This is a genomic window from Streptomyces olivochromogenes (genome assembly GCF_001514115.1).
GTDB classification, from domain to species: Bacteria; Actinomycetota; Actinomycetes; order Streptomycetales; family Streptomycetaceae; genus Streptomyces; species Streptomyces olivochromogenes.
The window spans coordinates 547077-562355 of sequence record NZ_KQ948451.1; the positions used below are offsets into that span (position 1 = coordinate 547077).

Annotated in this window: 10 protein-coding genes; 2 read left to right on the forward strand and 8 right to left on the reverse strand. The window is 70.4% G+C overall.

The genetic code is table 11. The features are described 5' to 3' along the window. Nucleotides 1-39: 39 nt before the first annotated feature. The 5 genes from AQJ27_RS02510 to AQJ27_RS02530 are packed head-to-tail and all read right to left on the reverse strand — an operon-like array spanning nucleotide 40 to nucleotide 6505. The gene (locus AQJ27_RS02510; RefSeq protein WP_067360908.1) at nucleotides 40-2052 is read right to left on the reverse strand and encodes an endo-beta-N-acetylglucosaminidase; all 2013 of its coding nucleotides are present in this window, start codon (nucleotides 2050-2052) and stop codon (nucleotides 40-42) included. Then, nucleotides 2049-3308: a glycoside hydrolase 5 family protein gene (locus tag AQJ27_RS02515; RefSeq protein WP_096239657.1), complete on the reverse strand. Its 1260-nt coding sequence runs from the start codon at nucleotides 3306-3308 to the stop codon at nucleotides 2049-2051. Before AQJ27_RS02515 ends, AQJ27_RS02510 begins: the two co-directional genes overlap by 4 nt. A gap of 37 nt (nucleotides 3309-3345) precedes the next feature. Then, the gene (locus AQJ27_RS02520) at nucleotides 3346-4263 is read right to left on the reverse strand and encodes a carbohydrate ABC transporter permease (protein WP_067360914.1); all 918 of its coding nucleotides are present in this window, start codon (nucleotides 4261-4263) and stop codon (nucleotides 3346-3348) included. A 44-nt stretch (nucleotides 4264-4307) separates the two neighbouring features. Further along, a complete protein-coding gene (locus AQJ27_RS02525) occupies nucleotides 4308-5204 on the reverse strand; it encodes a carbohydrate ABC transporter permease (protein ID WP_067360917.1) in 897 nt (298 codons plus the stop codon). Nucleotides 5205-5212: 8 nt separating this feature from the next. Beyond that, on the reverse strand, nucleotides 5213-6505 hold the full coding sequence (locus AQJ27_RS02530) for an ABC transporter substrate-binding protein (protein ID WP_067360920.1): 1293 nt from the start codon (nucleotides 6503-6505) through the stop codon (nucleotides 5213-5215). A 220-nt stretch (nucleotides 6506-6725) separates the two neighbouring features. Between AQJ27_RS02530 and AQJ27_RS02535 the strand changes: the two genes are divergently transcribed. Then, complete coding sequence (locus AQJ27_RS02535; protein ID WP_067360923.1) at nucleotides 6726-7769, forward strand: LacI family DNA-binding transcriptional regulator; 1044 nt, start codon at nucleotides 6726-6728, stop codon at nucleotides 7767-7769. A 103-nt stretch (nucleotides 7770-7872) separates the two neighbouring features. Here the strand turns inward: AQJ27_RS02535 and AQJ27_RS02540 are convergent, their stop codons facing one another. The 3 genes from AQJ27_RS02540 to AQJ27_RS02550 are packed head-to-tail and all read right to left on the reverse strand — an operon-like array spanning nucleotide 7873 to nucleotide 13635. Then, complete coding sequence (locus AQJ27_RS02540) at nucleotides 7873-9405, reverse strand: alpha-L-fucosidase (RefSeq protein ID WP_067360926.1); 1533 nt, start codon at nucleotides 9403-9405, stop codon at nucleotides 7873-7875. Between the two features lie 20 nt (nucleotides 9406-9425). Further along, nucleotides 9426-11303 carry a family 20 glycosylhydrolase gene (locus AQJ27_RS02545; protein ID WP_067360929.1) on the reverse strand — a complete coding sequence of 626 codons (1878 nt, stop codon included), beginning with the start codon at nucleotides 11301-11303 and terminating at the stop codon, nucleotides 9426-9428. Then, nucleotides 11296-13635, reverse strand: coding sequence for an alpha-L-fucosidase (locus AQJ27_RS02550; RefSeq protein ID WP_067360931.1), 2340 nt, complete (start codon nucleotides 13633-13635; stop codon nucleotides 11296-11298). The genes AQJ27_RS02545 and AQJ27_RS02550 overlap by 8 nt, the downstream gene beginning before the upstream one ends. 252 nt (nucleotides 13636-13887) lie before the next feature. Between AQJ27_RS02550 and AQJ27_RS02555 the strand changes: the two genes are divergently transcribed. After that, on the forward strand, nucleotides 13888-15231 hold the full coding sequence (locus tag AQJ27_RS02555; protein WP_067360934.1) for an amidase: 1344 nt from the start codon (nucleotides 13888-13890) through the stop codon (nucleotides 15229-15231). The last annotated feature ends 48 nt before the right edge of the window (nucleotides 15232-15279 follow it).

A 15279-nucleotide genomic window follows, 5' to 3' on the forward strand; every position in this document is an offset into this window, starting at 1 on the left:
TGCTCCGTGGGGTGAAGATGGTGCGGGAAGGTGGTCCTGCTACCAGGTGTGGGTGGTCGTGGCGGCGGTCGAGACGGTGAACAGCTCCCCCACCGCGCGCACTTCGAACCCCCCGGACGACTCGCCCTGCTCGGCGGTGAGACCGCCGACGTAGAACGCCCTCTGGCAGGTGCCGCCGAGGAAGCGGCGCGTGCCGTCGGGGAGCGTCCGGTACAGCTCGTAGTGGCGCACTTCGCCGGGGGCGCCCTGCCAGGCGAAGCGCAGGTTGCCGCCGTCGGCTCCGGTGACGCGCAGGTCGGTGGGTGCGGAGGGGGTGAGCACGGCATCGCGGACCGCGAGCCCGCCAAGACGCCAGCGCACCGGACCGCTGCTCGCCGTCAGCCGCACGCCCAGCGCGTGCACGGTCCCGGTCAGTCCGGTCAGCGGCACCGTTGCGGTCTCCCAGCCGTCGCCCGAGGACGTGAGCGGGAAGTACGTGTACGGGGGCGCCCCGCCCGCCGCGCTCGGCTCGGCGGTGGCGACGGCCAGCTCCACGGCGGCGGCTCCCGCGTCCGTGCGGTAGGTGAGCTCGACCACCGTGTCCGCGGTGAGCGGCAGCCTGGTCGCATACAGGTCCAGCGTGGTGGGCGCGTCGAGGGCGCCGTCGACGAGCAGGCTGCTTCCGCCCCGCCAGGCGTCCGCGAAGTCGAAGGTGACGGCGGGGCGCTGTCCGCTCGTCCGCACGACCCAGCGGCGGGAGGGCAGCCGGTCCTGGAGGCCGAGATGGTTCCAGGCCTGGTCCGAGGTGGCCTCACCGTCCTCGTACCACTTCAGCCCGTGGCCGGTGTTGAAGACGGTCGCGAACGGAAGCGAGGCGACCGTCGAGCGGTCGGCGACGGAGACGGCCGGGGCGCGCCAGCTCGCGCTCGTGTTGGGTTTGGAGGGGTCGAGGGAGGAGCCGGTCCAGAACAGGTCGTCGGCGGCGTGGAAGTCGCCGGGGGTACGGCTCGCGGGCAGGTGGTTGCGGGTCCACTCGGGCCGGTAGAAGCCGAGCGAGGTGACGTGGGCCTTGGTGCTCGGCACGATGGCGTCCCAGTTCACGGACGCGCCGGTGCCGCCCGCCTCGACATCGACGCCCGCCCACAACTCGTAGGGACTGCGCCCGAGTTGCTGCGCGGTCGTCGCGGAGGAGGCCAGGCTGCTCTGCGACCAGCGGAAGTCGACGAACATGGAGTCGGCGGCCTGGAAGAACGTCTTGTTCTGGTTGTTCAGGGCGCCCTGCCAGCTCACCGAGCCGCTCACGGTCATCGAGTCGTACCAGGTGACGCGCAGCCCCTGGGCCGTCCCGAGCGTCTTCAGTTCGTTCATGAAGCCGAGCATGTCGGTGGCGAGCGCGCTGTTCCCGCCGCTGGTCTCCGCGTTGATGAACCAGCCGTCGAAGCCGTACGCCGCCGCCACCGCGACGAGCCGCGCGGCGAGCGGGTAGTGCCCGGTGGAGTCCTTCTGCACCAGGTCGCGGGTCCACTGGAGCTGTCCGCCGTAGGCGACGGGCGGCAGGAAGACGTTGCCGAGGACGGGCACGCCGTGCCGGTGGGCCGCGTCGACGATCGGGGCGTTCGGCGCGAGGATCAGGCCCTCGCCCGCCGAGCCGCCCCAGAAGACGAGTTCGTCGAGGTACGCCCAGTGGGTGAGGGCGTAGTAGTCGGCTGTGGCGGCGCCCTGCGAGGGGTTGCTCGACGTGGGGCCGAAGGAGACGAGGGACTGGATACGGGCCTGGCCGCTGCGGGCGGTCGTGTTGGCCGGGGTCGGTGTGAAGCGCGCGGCGAGCGGCACGGTCGAGGCGTTGAACGCGAGGTCGGCGTCGGTGGCGGCGCTCCATGCCTTGAGACTGCGCCAGGTGATGCCGGTGCCGGGGGTGCCCGAGGGCAGCGAGTCGGGGTACCAGTAGGAGGCGTACGGCGGTGCCGCGGTCGCGGCGGCCTCGGTCGCCGCGACCGCGGGCAGACCGGGCAGGGCGGGCAGCAGCGCGGCGGCCGCGCCGGCGAGCAGGACGGTGCGTCTGGTGGGGTTCACGAGCGGGTTTCTCCTTGTGGGATGGGGAGTACCTGATCGGGACTGACGACTTCGGTGATGCCGCGCGCGGCGAGGTGTTCCTTGTCGTCCACGCGCGCGTCGAGGACGGTGGTGGGGCGGGCGCCGTCGGCGGTGAGCCGGAAGAACGCCTCGAAGACGGGGCCGCCCGGGGCGCAGAGCGAGCGGACGGCGGGGTCGGTGGGGACGATCAGCGCCGTGGTGCGGGGGGCGGGCGTGTGGTGGTGCTCGCGGGCCGCGCGGGCCAGCGTCCGCGCGCTGTCCTTGGGGCGCCGGTCGTTGGTCAACAGGCCGAGCCCGTATTCGAGTTCGGGGAAGTCGGCGAGGTCGCGGGAGACGTCGTGGGAGCACCACCAGGTGATGCCCCACAGGTCGGGGCAGTCCAGTGCGGCCGCGACGGTGGCCTCGGTGAAGGCCGCGGCGTGCTCGGGCGGGATCAGGGGGGCGGGTGCGCCGACCTCCTGGAGCCAGACGGGCCGGTGCGGGTCGTCGGCCCAGGCCTTGCTCAGCTCGATCAGATACGCGGCGTGGTGTTCGGTCGGCACGGAGGTACGGCCGTGCCGCTGCGCGGTGCCGTTGAAGACCCAGGAATGTACGGCCGTGACGGCGCCGCGGCAGGCGGCCTGGCCCGGGGTGAACGGCATGTCGTCCTGGTACCAGGTGGCGTCGTACTCGGCGTGCAGATGCAGCCGGCCGGGGGCGCCCTCCTCGCAGGCGGCGAGCATCCGCTCCAGCCAGTGGTCGATCTGGGCGCTGCTCGCCCGGTCGGGGTCCGGATGGGGCGGGCCCGCCGAGAACTGGTTGACCTCGTTGCCGAGCGTCATGCCGATGAAGTGCGGGCGGTCGGCGAGGGCCGCGGCGAGCGTGCGCAGATAGGCCGCCTGGCCGTCGAGGACCTCCGGGTCGGTGAACAGGTTGCGCCGGTGCCAGGTCCGCGTCCACGCGGGCAGGAAGTCGAAGCTCGACAGGTGCCCCTGCAGACCGTCCACGTTGACGTCGAGCCCCCGCTCTCCGGCCGCGTCGACGAGCTGGATCAGCTGCTCGACGGCGCGCGGGCGGATCAGCGCGCGGTTGGGCTGGAAGTAGGGCCACAGCGGGAAGACCCGGATGTGGTCGAGGCCCAGCGCGGCGATGGAGTCGAGGTCGGCGCGTACGGAGTCGAGGTCGAAGTCGAGCCAGTGGTGGAACCACCCTTCGCTGGGCGTGTAGTTGACGCCGAAGCGCACGGCAGAAGGCATGCGGGATCCTTGCGAGGCGAATCGGGGGTGCGGGAGGTCAGCCCTTGACGGCGCCCTCCCCCACCCCGCGGAAGAAGTACCGCTGGAGGCAGGCGAAGAGGGCGATGAGCGGTGCCACGGCGATGATCGTGCCCGCGGCGACGAGCCGTTCGTCGTTGGCGAAGGTGCCGTGCAGATAGTTGAGGCCGATGGTGAGGGTGAACTTCGAGGGGTCGCTGAGCACGATGAGGGGCCACAGGAAGTCGTCCCAGGCGCCCATGAAGGCGAAGATCGCGACCACGGCGAGCGTGCCCTTCACCGAGGGCAGCGCGATCCGCAGGAACCGCTGCCAGGTGTTGGCGCCGTCCACGAAGGCCGCCTCCTCGATCTCGTACGGCAGGTTGAGGAAGGCGTTGCGCATCAGCAAAACGTTCATCGCGCCGATGCAGCCGGGCAGGACGACTCCGATGAGCGTGTTGTTCAGGCCGAGCTCACGCATGGTGGTGAACTGGGCGATGATGATGCCCTCGACGGGGACGAGCATCGCGAGGATGAAGACGAGGGTCGCCACCCGCCTGCCTCGGTAGCGCAGGCGGGCCAGGGCGTAGCCCGCGAGGGCCGAGCCGACGCAGTTGGTGACGACGTTGGCACCCGCGACCTTCAGGGAGTTGAAGGCGTAGTCCCACACGGGGATGGTGTCGGCCACCCGCTTGTAGTTGTGCAGCGTGGGATCGCCCGGCAGGAACTTGGGCGGTGAGCTGAAGATGTCCTCGGTCGGGCCCTTGAGCGAGGTGGACAGCTGCCACAGGAACGGGCCGACGGTCAGGGCGAGGACGGCGAGCAGCAGCAGGTAGCGCAGGGCGAGTTCCCAGCCGCGGACACGGCGGCCGTGCTCGTCGGTGATACGGCGACGACGGGGCCCGCGCTCGGCCGGCGGACGCCGCTCGACGTCGCGCTCCTTCTCCAGCACGCTCACCCGTCCTTCTTCCCGCACGCTCACATGTCCTCCTTCCGGCGCGCTCACGCGTCCTCCTTGCGGTCGGCGCGCAGCACGAGCAGCATCAGCGCGACGGTGACGACGAAGACGACGACCGAGATGGCGGAGGCGTAGCCGACCCGGCCGGTCAGTCCGGTGCCGGTGCGCTGGACGAGCATGACGAGAGTGGTGTCCTCGCCCGCCGGGCCGCCGTCCGGGCCCGCCATCAGGTACACCTCGGAGAACACCTTGAAGGCGGCGACCGAGGAGAGCGCGGCGACCAGCACCATGGTGGAGCGCACAGCGGGCACGGTGACCGTGAGGAAGCGCCGGACCGCGCCCGCGCCGTCGACCGACGCGGCCTCGTGCAGCTCGCGTGGCACATTGGCGAGCGCGGCCAGATAGATGATCATGTAGTAGCCGAGGCCCTTCCAGACCGTGACGGCCATGGCGCTCAGCAGGAGCAGCCACTGGTCGCTGAGGAAGCCGACCCTGTCGACGCCGATCGACTCCAACAGCGAGTTCACCAGGCCGCGTTCGTCCAGGAGCCACACCCAGATCAGGCCGACCACGACGATGGACGCGACCACCGGGGTGTAGAAGGCCGACCGGAAGAAGGTGATGCCGGGGATGTTCTTCTGGACCAGCAGCGCGAGCAGCAACGGCAGCAGGACGAGCGCGGGGACGACCCCGAGGACGTAGAGCGTGCTGTTGCGCAGCCCGATCCAGAACATGTCGTCGTGCAGCAGCTCGCGGAAGTTGGCGAGGCCCACGAACGTGCCCGGGATCAGGGTGCGGCGGTCGGTGAAGGCGTTGACCACGGTCGAGACGAACGGATAGAGGATGAACACGCCCACGACCAGGAGGCCGGGAGCGGCGAACAGCCAGGGGCTGGTCGGCAGTTGGCGCCTTACCCGGGCGGTGCTGGAGGAACTCGCCATGGCCCCGCTCAGCCCTGCTGCTTGAGCAGCGTGTCGCAGGCCTTGACAGCGTTGTCAAGAGCCGTCTTGGGGCTCTCCTTGCCCTGCAGGGCTTTCGCGACCTCGTTGCGCAGCGCGGTCTTCATCTGCTCGCTGAAGAGGACCGGCGTGTAGTTGACCGCGTTCTTCAGGGACTTGGCGGCGGCGATCCGCACGCGGGTCTCGTCGGTGCCGTCCTCCTTGGTGAAGTACGGGTCGTCGAGCGAGCCCGCGGTGCTCGGGAAGATCGCGACCTTCTTGGCGAAGGACATCTGGTTCTGCGCGTCGGTGACGAAGTGCGCGAAGGCGACCGAGGCGGGGGTGTGCTTGGTGCGCGAGTTGACCATCACGCCCATCACGTACATGTTCACCTTGCCGGTGCTGGTGATCTGGTCCGTGATGCCGATGTTCTTGTAGAGGTTCGGGGCCTGCTTCTTGAAGTTGCCGAGGTCCAGGGCGCTGCCGGGGTTCATGGCGACGGCCTCGGTGAGGAACTTCTTGCCCGAGGACTCCGGGGTCGCGGTCAGCGCCTGCGGGTCGAGCGCCTTCGCGTCGTACAACTCCTTGTATTTGGTGAGGAGTTCGACCCCCTTGGCGTCGTTGAAGGCGAAGGCGGTGCCTTCCTTGTTCATCAGCTCGACGCCGTAGCGGCCGAAGTCCTCGACGGTGGGCACGTTGGCGAGCGTGGCGACCTTGCCGTCGCTCTTCTTCGCCAGCTGCAGGGCGTCGGCGAAGAGTTCGTCGTACGTCGTCGGCGGCTTGGAGGCGTCGAGGCCGGCCTCCTTGAAGAGGGACTTGTTGTAGAAGAGCGGGCCGGTGTTGAGGTACCAGGGGAAGGCGTACGTGCCGGTCATGCCCGGTATCTGGTGGCTGGCCCAGGCGCCGTCCAGGTACTCCTTCTTGTACTGCGCGGCGGACTTGTCGAGGTCGAGGGCGAGGCCCGCCTTGGCGAGCGGGGCGACGAGGTCCGGCGAGACGTTGACGACGTCGGGCAGGGTGCCGCCGGCCGCGTCCGCGCTGATCTTGTCGGCGTAGCCCTCGGCGGGCTGGTCGACCCACTTCACATGGGTGTCGGGGTACTTCTTCTCGAAGTCGGCGATCACGCCCTCGAAGTACGACTTGAAGTTGGCCCTCAGGTTCCAGGTCTGGAAGGTGATGTCGCCCTCGACCTTGCCGGAGGCGTCCGTCGAGCCACTGCCGTCACTCCCGGAGCCGCAGGCGCTCAGCGGCAGGAGAACGGCGACGGTGGCAGCGGCGGCGAGAGCTCTGCGGGAGATGCGCACGGATGGGGCTCCTCTTGCAGCAGGGGTAACGGTGCCGGGGCAGACCTTGCAGCCAACTCGCCGGGCAAGTCAATGGATTTGGCTCAGCTAAATTCATTAGTGCCACAACATGGCTGGTCACAGACGTTCCCTCAGCCTCTTGCAATCGATCACTAATGCGCTTTAGATTGCCTCAGCTCAAGCGCATTAGTACACCAGCTCAGCAGAACGGGGAACAGGGTTGCCAGCCAAGCGGTCACCCGCGCGCCGACCGACGATGAAGGACATCGCACAGCGCGCCGGGGTCTCCGAGAGCGCGGTCTCCTTCGCGCTCAACGACCGGCCCGGGGTCTCCGAGATCACCCGCGACCGGGTCCGCCGCGTGGCCGAACAGCTGGGCTGGCGGCCGAGTACGGCGGCGCGCCAGCTGTCCGGCGAGGGCGCGGCGACGGTCGGTCTCGTGGTGGCCCGACCCGCCGACACCCTGGGCGTGGACTCGTTCTTCCTGCAGCTGATCTCCGGCATCCAGGAGGTGCTGGCCGAGCGTCATCTCGGCCTGCTCTTCCAGGTGGTGGAGGATGTGGCCGACGAGTGCGCGGTCTATCGGCGCTGGTGGGCCGAGCATCGCGTGGACGGAGTCATGGTCGTCGACCCGCGGACCGACGATCCGCGTCCGGACCTGCTCGAGGAGCTGGGTCTGCCCGCCGTGGTGATCGGCGGCGTACCGGACGCGGGGCACCCGGGGATCTCCACCGTCTGGGCGGACGACGCGGGCGCGATGGCCGCGCTGGTGGACGAGCTGTACGCGCTCGGCCACCGCCGGATCGTGCACATCGCGGGCCTGCCGGGGCTCGCCCACACCGAGCGCCGCATCCGCACCCTGCGCGCGGAGGCCGAGCGGCGGGGTCTGACGGAGGTGCGCTCGGTCCCCACGGACTACTCGGACGCGGAGGGCGCCGCCGTCACCCGCCGCGTCCTGGAGAGCGGCACCCCGCCGACCGCGCTGGTCTACGACAACGACGTGATGGCCGTCGCCGGCGTCGCCGCCGCCACGGAACTGGGCTTCCTGGTACCGGGCGACGTCTCGGTCGTCGCCTGGGAGGACTCGCCCCTGTGCCGCATGGTCAAACCCTGGCTGTCCGCCCTCTCCCGCGACACCGTCCAGTTCGGCCGCACGGCCGCCCAGGAACTCACCGCACTACTGGACGGCGGTCCGGCCCGGACGGTGCAGGTACCGGTGCCGCGGCTGATCGAACGGGAGAGCACGGGGCCCTGCGGGGCTTGAGGGGGTGAGGGGTGGACGCGGAGCCGGAGACGCTGAGAGGTGGACGCGGAGCGGAAGACGCTGAGAGGTGGACGCCTTGCGGGGCGTCCACCCCCCGTACGCTTCAGGTCCGTGAGCGATGCAGCGCGAACTCCGCGATCCGCGCGGTCTGCCGTGACCCCGTCACCCGAAGGCGCCAGTGCCGGGCCCGTACGGGCACCGGGAGCAGCAGGATCCGGCTCGCTCCGATCGTGCCCGCCCCGGCCACCCGGCTCCAGGCGCCCGCTCCGTACGCCTCGACCACGAAGCTCTCGACCTGCTGGCCGTGCCGGATGTCCTCCGCGAGCCTGATCCGGTCCACCTCGTGCTCCGTACGGAGGTCGACGGTGAAGACCCCCGGGGAGGAGCGGACCACGGCCCCGCGCCCCAGGTCCTCCGGCAGCTCCCGGTCCACGCGTTCGCGGAACTCGCGCAGCCGCACCACGTCGGCGGCCGGAAGCAGGCCCTGTGTGTCGGGTGGGATGTTGAGGAGCAGGACCGAGTTGCGGCCGACCGAGCGGAAGTAGATGTCGGTCAACTCGTCCACGCTCTTGGGTTGTTGGTCGGGGTGGTAGAACCAGCCGTCGCGGATGGACACATCGCACTCGGCCGGCCACCACTGCAGGTAGTCGGCCACCGGGCGGGCCGCCACGAGGGCGGCCCTGCTGCCCTCGTCGGGTGCGTCGTAGGCGAGCGCGTAGTCCGTGCGGCCGTTGTCCTTCTCCGTGACCGGTACGACGCTCCACTCGTCCTCGCGGGCGAGCCCGCCCTCGTTGCCGACCCAGCGCACATCGGGACCGGACACCGCGATCGAGGCGTCGGGGGCGAGGGCCCGGACCAGCGCGTACCAGCTGTCCCAGTCGTACTTCTCCACCTTGTCGGGCGGAATACGGCCCTGCGCTCCGTCGAACCACACCTCGTCGACGGGTCCGTACTCGGTGAGCACTTCGTAGAGCTGGTTGAGCATATGGGCGCCGTAGTCGGTGGCGTCCAGCGTGAACGTCCTCGGGTTCGTACGGTCGTCGCCGTCGACCGGCGTCGGGACGGTGCGCTCCGTGCGCGCGCTGCCGTTGGCGTACACGCCGTGCAGGTACTGGTTCTCGTCGGCCGGTGAGACGTAGACGCCGACCTTGATCCCGTGGCGGCGCATCGAGTCGGCGAAGGAGCGCAGCACGTCGCCCCGCCCGCCGCGCCAACTGCTCGACGCCACCGAGTGGTCGGTGTAGCGCGACGGGTAGAGGACGAACCCGTCGTGGTGCTTGACGGTGAGGATGGCGAGCTCGAATCCGCCGTCGCGCAGGGCGCGGGCCCACTGGTCGGTGTCGAGCCCGACGGGCTGGAAGACGTCCGGGTCCTCGTCACCGGTGCCCCACTCAAGGCCGGTGAAGGTGTTCACGCCGAAGTGCAGGAAGGCGGTGCGTCCGAGGTTCTGCCAGGTAATCTGCCGTGCGGTGGGCCGGACTTGGGAGGCCTTTCGGACCAGGTCGTCCTCACTGTCGGAGGGGCTTACGGGGATGCGGGAGGGAGCTTCGCCGGGGGCCGCGAGGGCGACGGATGTGCCGGTGGACGCGACGAGAGCGGTGGATGCCAGCACGAAGAGGCGTCTGGAGATGGCCATGGGGGTGGGGGCTCCTCACATCAGTGGATGGTCAACTGCCAGACGGACGGCGGCTCTTGGTCCGGGGGGTACTGGAGGAGCCGCCCCGCGTCCGTCACGTGCACCGCCATCCGTGTGATCGCGTTGACGAGCCGGTATCCGCCGCGCACCGACTCCAGCTCCCAGCGCTGCAAGTTGTCCGCGGCGACGCACGGCGATTCGGTCACCTCGACACCGGGGTCCAGGGGCACGTTCAGCGTGAGCTTTCCGCCGCTCACCTCCAGACAGCCGCCGCTCGTCGCGGACCGCAGGGTCACATAGCCGTCCGCGGTCCGCCGGACCTGGAGATCGGCGGTCGCGGCCCCACCGCGGAAGGTGTACGTCCCCTCGGCCACCGGCACACGGGTCAGGTCCCGCCACCCGGGCGCGTGCCCCACGGCCGCACCGCGCGCGGTGAACTCCGCGTACGTCGGGTCGGGGTGCGCCGAGCCCCAGGTGACCTGGGCGATGTGCCGCAGGGCCGGGTCCATGGCGGTCGCGACCTCGTTCTCGGTCTCCCCGCGCCCGTTGTCCGGCCAGAGGCTGATCTTCGCCCCGGTGACGCCCGCGCGCGAGGCGAGCTTCTCGCCCTCGAAACTGCGCGGGTCCCAGCTCTGGTCGTACAGCGCCTTCGTGTCGGTGTGGAAGCCGCCGCGGACGAGGTAGAGGGAGTAGGCGGCGTTCATCAACGGATAGCCCTGGGCGATGAGCCGGCTGGGCTTGGTCGTCACGTTCAGCCAGTGCTCGACCGTCGTACCGGCCGTGACGGGCACGGTGTTGGCGCCGGTGAGACCGTCGTTCCAGATGCGCAGCTTCTTTCCCTTGGCCGCCGCGTAGGCCTGGACGCGGTTGACGAAGTCGATGAACGCGTCCTGCGGGGTGGCGTTCGCGCCGTACCTGGCCCGCGCGTAGGCGAGGATCTGCGGGTACTTGGCGAAGTCGGAGCCGAGCATGTACTCGTCGGCGCCCATGTGCCAGGACCCGGACGTGAACACCTGCGCGTACTCGTCGATCAGGCTCGTGTAGTACGTGAAGGCCGCGTCCTGTGTGATGTCGAGCCGGGCGGGCTGCTTCACGCCGTCGGCGTCGGTGAGCTGGAGGTCCGGGCGGTTCTGGATCCAGGGGTCCATGTGCCCGGGCGAGTTGATCTCCGGGATGATCTCGACGTGGTACTTCTCGCCGAGGGCCACGAGCCGGCGTATCTCGTCCCTGGTGTAGTAGCCCCAGGTGTCGGCCTCGGGGTGGGCGTCGCTCTTCACCTTCAGTTCGAGCAGCAGCTGGTTGAGCTTGTGGTACGCCATGTCGCGTACGAGGTTCTCCAGCCAGGCCGTCGAGATGTGGACGTAGCAGGCGCAGACGCCGACGCCCCGTTCCTTGTACTGGGGCACGTCGACCGTGCTCCCGGCGGGCACGCGGTCGCTCTGGGCGAGGAGTTGGAGGAGGGTCCGGGTGCCGTAGAAGGCACCGGTCTCGCCCGCGGCGGTCACCAACAGGCTTTCGCCCGAGCGCAGTTCGTATCCCTCCGTGCCGAGCCGCGACGCGGAGGGGTCGACACCGATCACGATGTCACCCGCGTGCGCGCCCCGCCGTACGACGGGAACGGTGCCGTGGCCCGCCGCGCGCAGATCGTCGGCGAGGGTGTCCGCGACCCGGCGTGCGGCCGGGTCGCGCGCGACGATACGGGAGCCCGGACCGAAGGAGTAACTTCCTTGTTCAGCCCTCCAGTTGGAGAGGGCGGGGACCGTGACGGGAGGCACCGCCGCCGCCCGCGCCGACGCCTGGACCGGCGTCGCGAGCGTCAGCAGCAGCACCACCGCGCAGCCGACGACCCTCCGCGCCCACCCGCTGCGAACAGATCGTGCGGCGCGTTGGTCAGCCATGCCACTCCACCTTGAACACCCACACGTGCTGCCCCGCCTTGCGGGCCGCTTCCGGCACGTCGACGACCAGCGACCCGCCGCTCACCGTCCAGGTCAGCGGCCGGTCGTGACCGAGCATCGTCACCTTGTCCCCGCCGCGGATCGGCACCGGCGCCTCGACGGTCAGTGTGGCGCCGGGCTCGGTCAGCGAGTGGATGTAGAACGCCTCGTTCTGCCGGACCGTGAACCGCAGGTCCTCGCCGAGCTGCGCCATCCGCGACCAGTACGTGGTGTCGTAGATCGCCTCGCCGTTGGTCCTGAGCCAGCGGCCGGTCTCGCGCAGCCGGGTCTGCATGATCTCCGGGATGGTGCCGTCCGCGCGGGGGCCGATGTCCAGCAGGAAGTTGCCGTTCTTCGACACGATGTCGACCAGGCTGTGGACGACCTCCTCGGCGGTCATGTAGGCGGCGTCGGGCGTCGCCTTGTTGTAGCCGTAGCTGAAGGGATCGAGTCCCCGGCTCGACTCCCACTTCGCGACGACCGTGTTCTCGTACGTCGTGTACTCGGGGGTGGTGAAGTCGTGGAACCCGATGCCCGAGCGGTTGTTGACGGTCACCTCGTACGGCTTGGGTCTGTTCTTGCCGTGGTTGAAGTACTCGGCGAGGACATGGAGGCTGTCGTTCGCGCCGCCGATGTCGCACCAGATCAGGGACGGGTCGTAGCCGTGGATCAGTTCCAGCATCTGCGGGGCCTGATAGTCCTTCACATAGTCCTTGCCCGCCGTGTATCCGGTGTACGGGAGTGGCTCCAGGGTGTACGGGTTGCGCGGGGCGTGGCCCATCCACGGGTTGTCGGGGTTGAACCACTCGGGCATGGAGAAGTACAGGCCGCGGTGTAGTTCGGGCGTGAACTTCCTCGAGGCGTCGAAGAGTTCGCGGACCAGATCGCGCTTCGGGCCCATCTTCACGGCGTTGCGGTCGGAGACCTTGGTGTCCCACAGGGCGAAACCCTCGTGGTGTTTGGAGGTGAGGACGTGGTACTGGGCTCCCGCGTCACGGAAGAGTTCCACCCAGGCCCGGGGGTCGAACCTCTCCGCCGTGAACATCGGGATGAAGTCGTCGTAGGCGAAGTTCTCGCCATACGTGTCCCGGTGGTAGGCGTACACCGCGTTGTCCGGGCTCTGCAGGTGGTTCCAGTACCACTCGGCGTACTGCTTGCCGACCGGAGACCAGGCAGGCACCGAGTAGACACCCCAGTGGATGAAGATGCCGAACTTGGCTCGGTGGAACCAGTACGGGGCCTGGTGGCCGGCGAGAGAGCTCTCGGTGGGCTGGTAGTCGGGCACGCCGAGGGTCAACTCGCGCCCGGCGGAGGTGACGTGCTGTCCGCGTCCGGTGACGGTCACCTTTCCGGGCCGCGCGGTGCCGGGTGTCGTGCCCCCGCGGTTGCGGATGCCGACCCGGACGCGCGCCTGCTCGCCGGGGTCGAGGCGGACGACGTGCGCGGGCTCGACGGTACGGGCGCCCGGCACGTCGACACCGACCGACACCCGGTCACCGGCGAGGACGGCGACCGTGCCCGCGTTGACGACCGTGGCCTCCACGCTCTGCGCGCCGCTCGACTCCAGCAGGGAGAAGGTGGAGTGCGCGTCCCGCAGGGCCAATGCCCGTCCCTGCGCGGCCGGTTGGAGGGAGAGGGCGAAGAGGTGGAGGGAGGCCTTCCCGGCCTCGGCGGGGTTGGTGGTCGGCAGGGTGAGGGCGACCGCCTCGCGCCGGGGGTCGATCCAGACCTCGGCCGTGCCGATCCCCACGCCGTGCTCGTCCTTCGTGCCGTCCGGTCGGTAGCGGTACGGGGCCGACAGCGACCCGCCCGTCGCGTACCAGTCCGCGCCGCCGAGCCCGGCGGTGGTCGTCGAGCCGTCGGCGTAGTGCACCGTGGCCCGGCCCGAGGCGTCGCCGTAACTGCCCGCGGTGAGGAAGTGGGCCGAGAGATAGCGCCCGCTCGGGAGGTCGATGCGCTGGCCGAGGGCCACCACGTTGTTCCGGGCGCCCGCGGCGGAGGACGGGAAGACGAACGCGATGCCGTCCACCTCGACGGGGCCCGCCGGGAGCTCCTCGCCCGGGAACGTGTACCCCGAGCCGTCGAAACTGCCGCCGGGGGCGGCCGCCGTGTCGATGCCGTCGTTGTCGGTGTACGCGTCGAGCGGCACGGGGATCGGGTCGGGGACGGGAACCCACTGACCGTGCTGCTCGACCGCCGGTCGCGCTTCGGCCGTGGCCGCGAGGGGAAGAGTGGCCGCGACGGCCACTCCGGCCGCGGCGCCCAGAACCTGACGTCTTGGATACGTGCTCATAGCGGCTCCAATTCATCGGATGTTTGATGATTGAGGCGCCACCAGATCCTGTCAATGGGGCGTGCAGGAGCGAAAGTTGAGCAAGTGATCGGATGATCGGCGACTCTGCGGAGATACCGGACAAGCGTGAGCGCGAAAGTCCAAGAAGACCGATCCGAATGTCCAAGGGCGACGGCTCTCGACGCGGCACCCCGCCGCCGGGCACAGTGCTCCTCGTACTCACCAGTAATCCCCTGCCCCCGAGGAGCACCTGTGACCAGCTGGGTCGGCCGGACCGCCACCGAGATCGCCGCAGCCGTACGCGAGAAGCGGGCCACGCCCCACGAGGTGGTGGCCGACCACCTCGCCCGCATCGAGCGGCTCGACGCGCGCGTGGGTGCCTTCCGTGTCGTACGGGCCGAGGCGGCCCTCGCGGAGGCCGACGAGCTGGCCGGCCGCTCGGACCTGACCGAACTCCCCCTCGCGGGGGTGCCCGTGGCCGTCAAGGACAACCTCGCGGTGCGCGGCGAGTCGAACCGCAACGGCTCCGCCGCGACCGCGGACACCCCCGCCGATCACGACCATCCGACGGTGGCGCGGCTGCGCGCGGCGGGCGCCGTGGTCGTGGGTCTCACCAACGTGCCCGAGCTCTGTGTCTTCGGCACCTCCGAGGGTGTGCACGGCACGGCCCGCAACCCCTGGGACACCTCGCGCACGGCGGGCGGCTCCTCGGGAGGCAGCGCGGCCGCGGTCGCCGCCGGGATGGTGCCGATCGCACTGGGCAACGACGGGATGGGTTCGCTGCGCATCCCGGCGGCCAACTGCGGCATCGTCGGCCTCAAGCCGGGCCATGGCACGATCCCGGCGGGCATCGGTCACGGCGACTGGTTCGGCATGTCGGAGAACGGGCCGCTCGCGACCACGATCGAGGACGCCCGCCTGATGTTCGCGGTCCTGTCGGACACCGAGGCGATACGCCCCTCGGGGAACCTCGTCCGCAAGGTGGCCCTCTCCGTGCGCAGTCCGCTGGTCGGCGTGAGTGTCGGCCGCCCGTACGCGAACGCGGCCCGGGAGGCCGCGGAGTTGCTGGCCGGGGCGGGCCACGAGGTGCGGCCCGCCGACCCGCCGTACCCCTACTGGCTGGGCACCGCCGCGCTGATGCACTGGACGGCGGGCACCGCGGTGGACGCCGAGGACCTCGACCCGCGCCGGCTCGCCCGGCGGACCCGGGTGCACGCCGCCGTGGGGCGCCGCTTCGTGGCCGGGGTACGCACGGGGGAGCGCCGCGAGCAGCTGCGCGGGCGCCTGGAGCCGTTCTTCGCGGAGCACGACGTGCTGCTCACCCCGGCACTGGCCCGGCGGGGGCCGGCCGCCGCACCGTGGCACGAGCGGGGCTGGCTGCGCAATGTGCTGGTCAACACCAACTACTCGCCGCTGACGCCGCCGTGGAACCTCACAGGGTGGCCCGCGATGGCGGTGCCGTTCGGGACCCTGCCGAGCGGGGCCCCGGCGGCCGTGCAGCTGGTCGGACGACCCGGATCCGAGCTCGAACTCCTGGAGCTGGCGGGTCAGTTGGAGGAACTGCGGCCGTGGCGGCGGACGGCGCCACTGGACTGAGGAACGGCGACACCCCCTAGGAGCGCGGGGGTTTCACAGCGCCTTGTC

What these genes read in the sequence shown, in the direction of transcription:
- AQJ27_RS02525 (WP_067360917.1), bottom strand. Translation starts at nt 5,204, where the DNA reads ATGGCGAGTTCCTCCAGCACCGCCCGGGTAAGGCGCCAACTGCCGACC.
- AQJ27_RS02540 (WP_067360926.1), bottom strand. Translation starts at nt 9,405, where the DNA reads ATGGCCATCTCCAGACGCCTCTTCGTGCTGGCATCCACCGCTCTCGTC.
- AQJ27_RS02550 (WP_067360931.1), bottom strand. Translation starts at nt 13,635, where the DNA reads ATGAGCACGTATCCAAGACGTCAGGTTCTGGGCGCCGCGGCCGGAGTG.
- AQJ27_RS02545 (WP_067360929.1), bottom strand. Translation starts at nt 11,303, where the DNA reads ATGGCTGACCAACGCGCCGCACGATCTGTTCGCAGCGGGTGGGCGCGG.
- AQJ27_RS02515 (WP_096239657.1), bottom strand. Translation starts at nt 3,308, where the DNA reads ATGCCTTCTGCCGTGCGCTTCGGCGTCAACTACACGCCCAGCGAAGGG.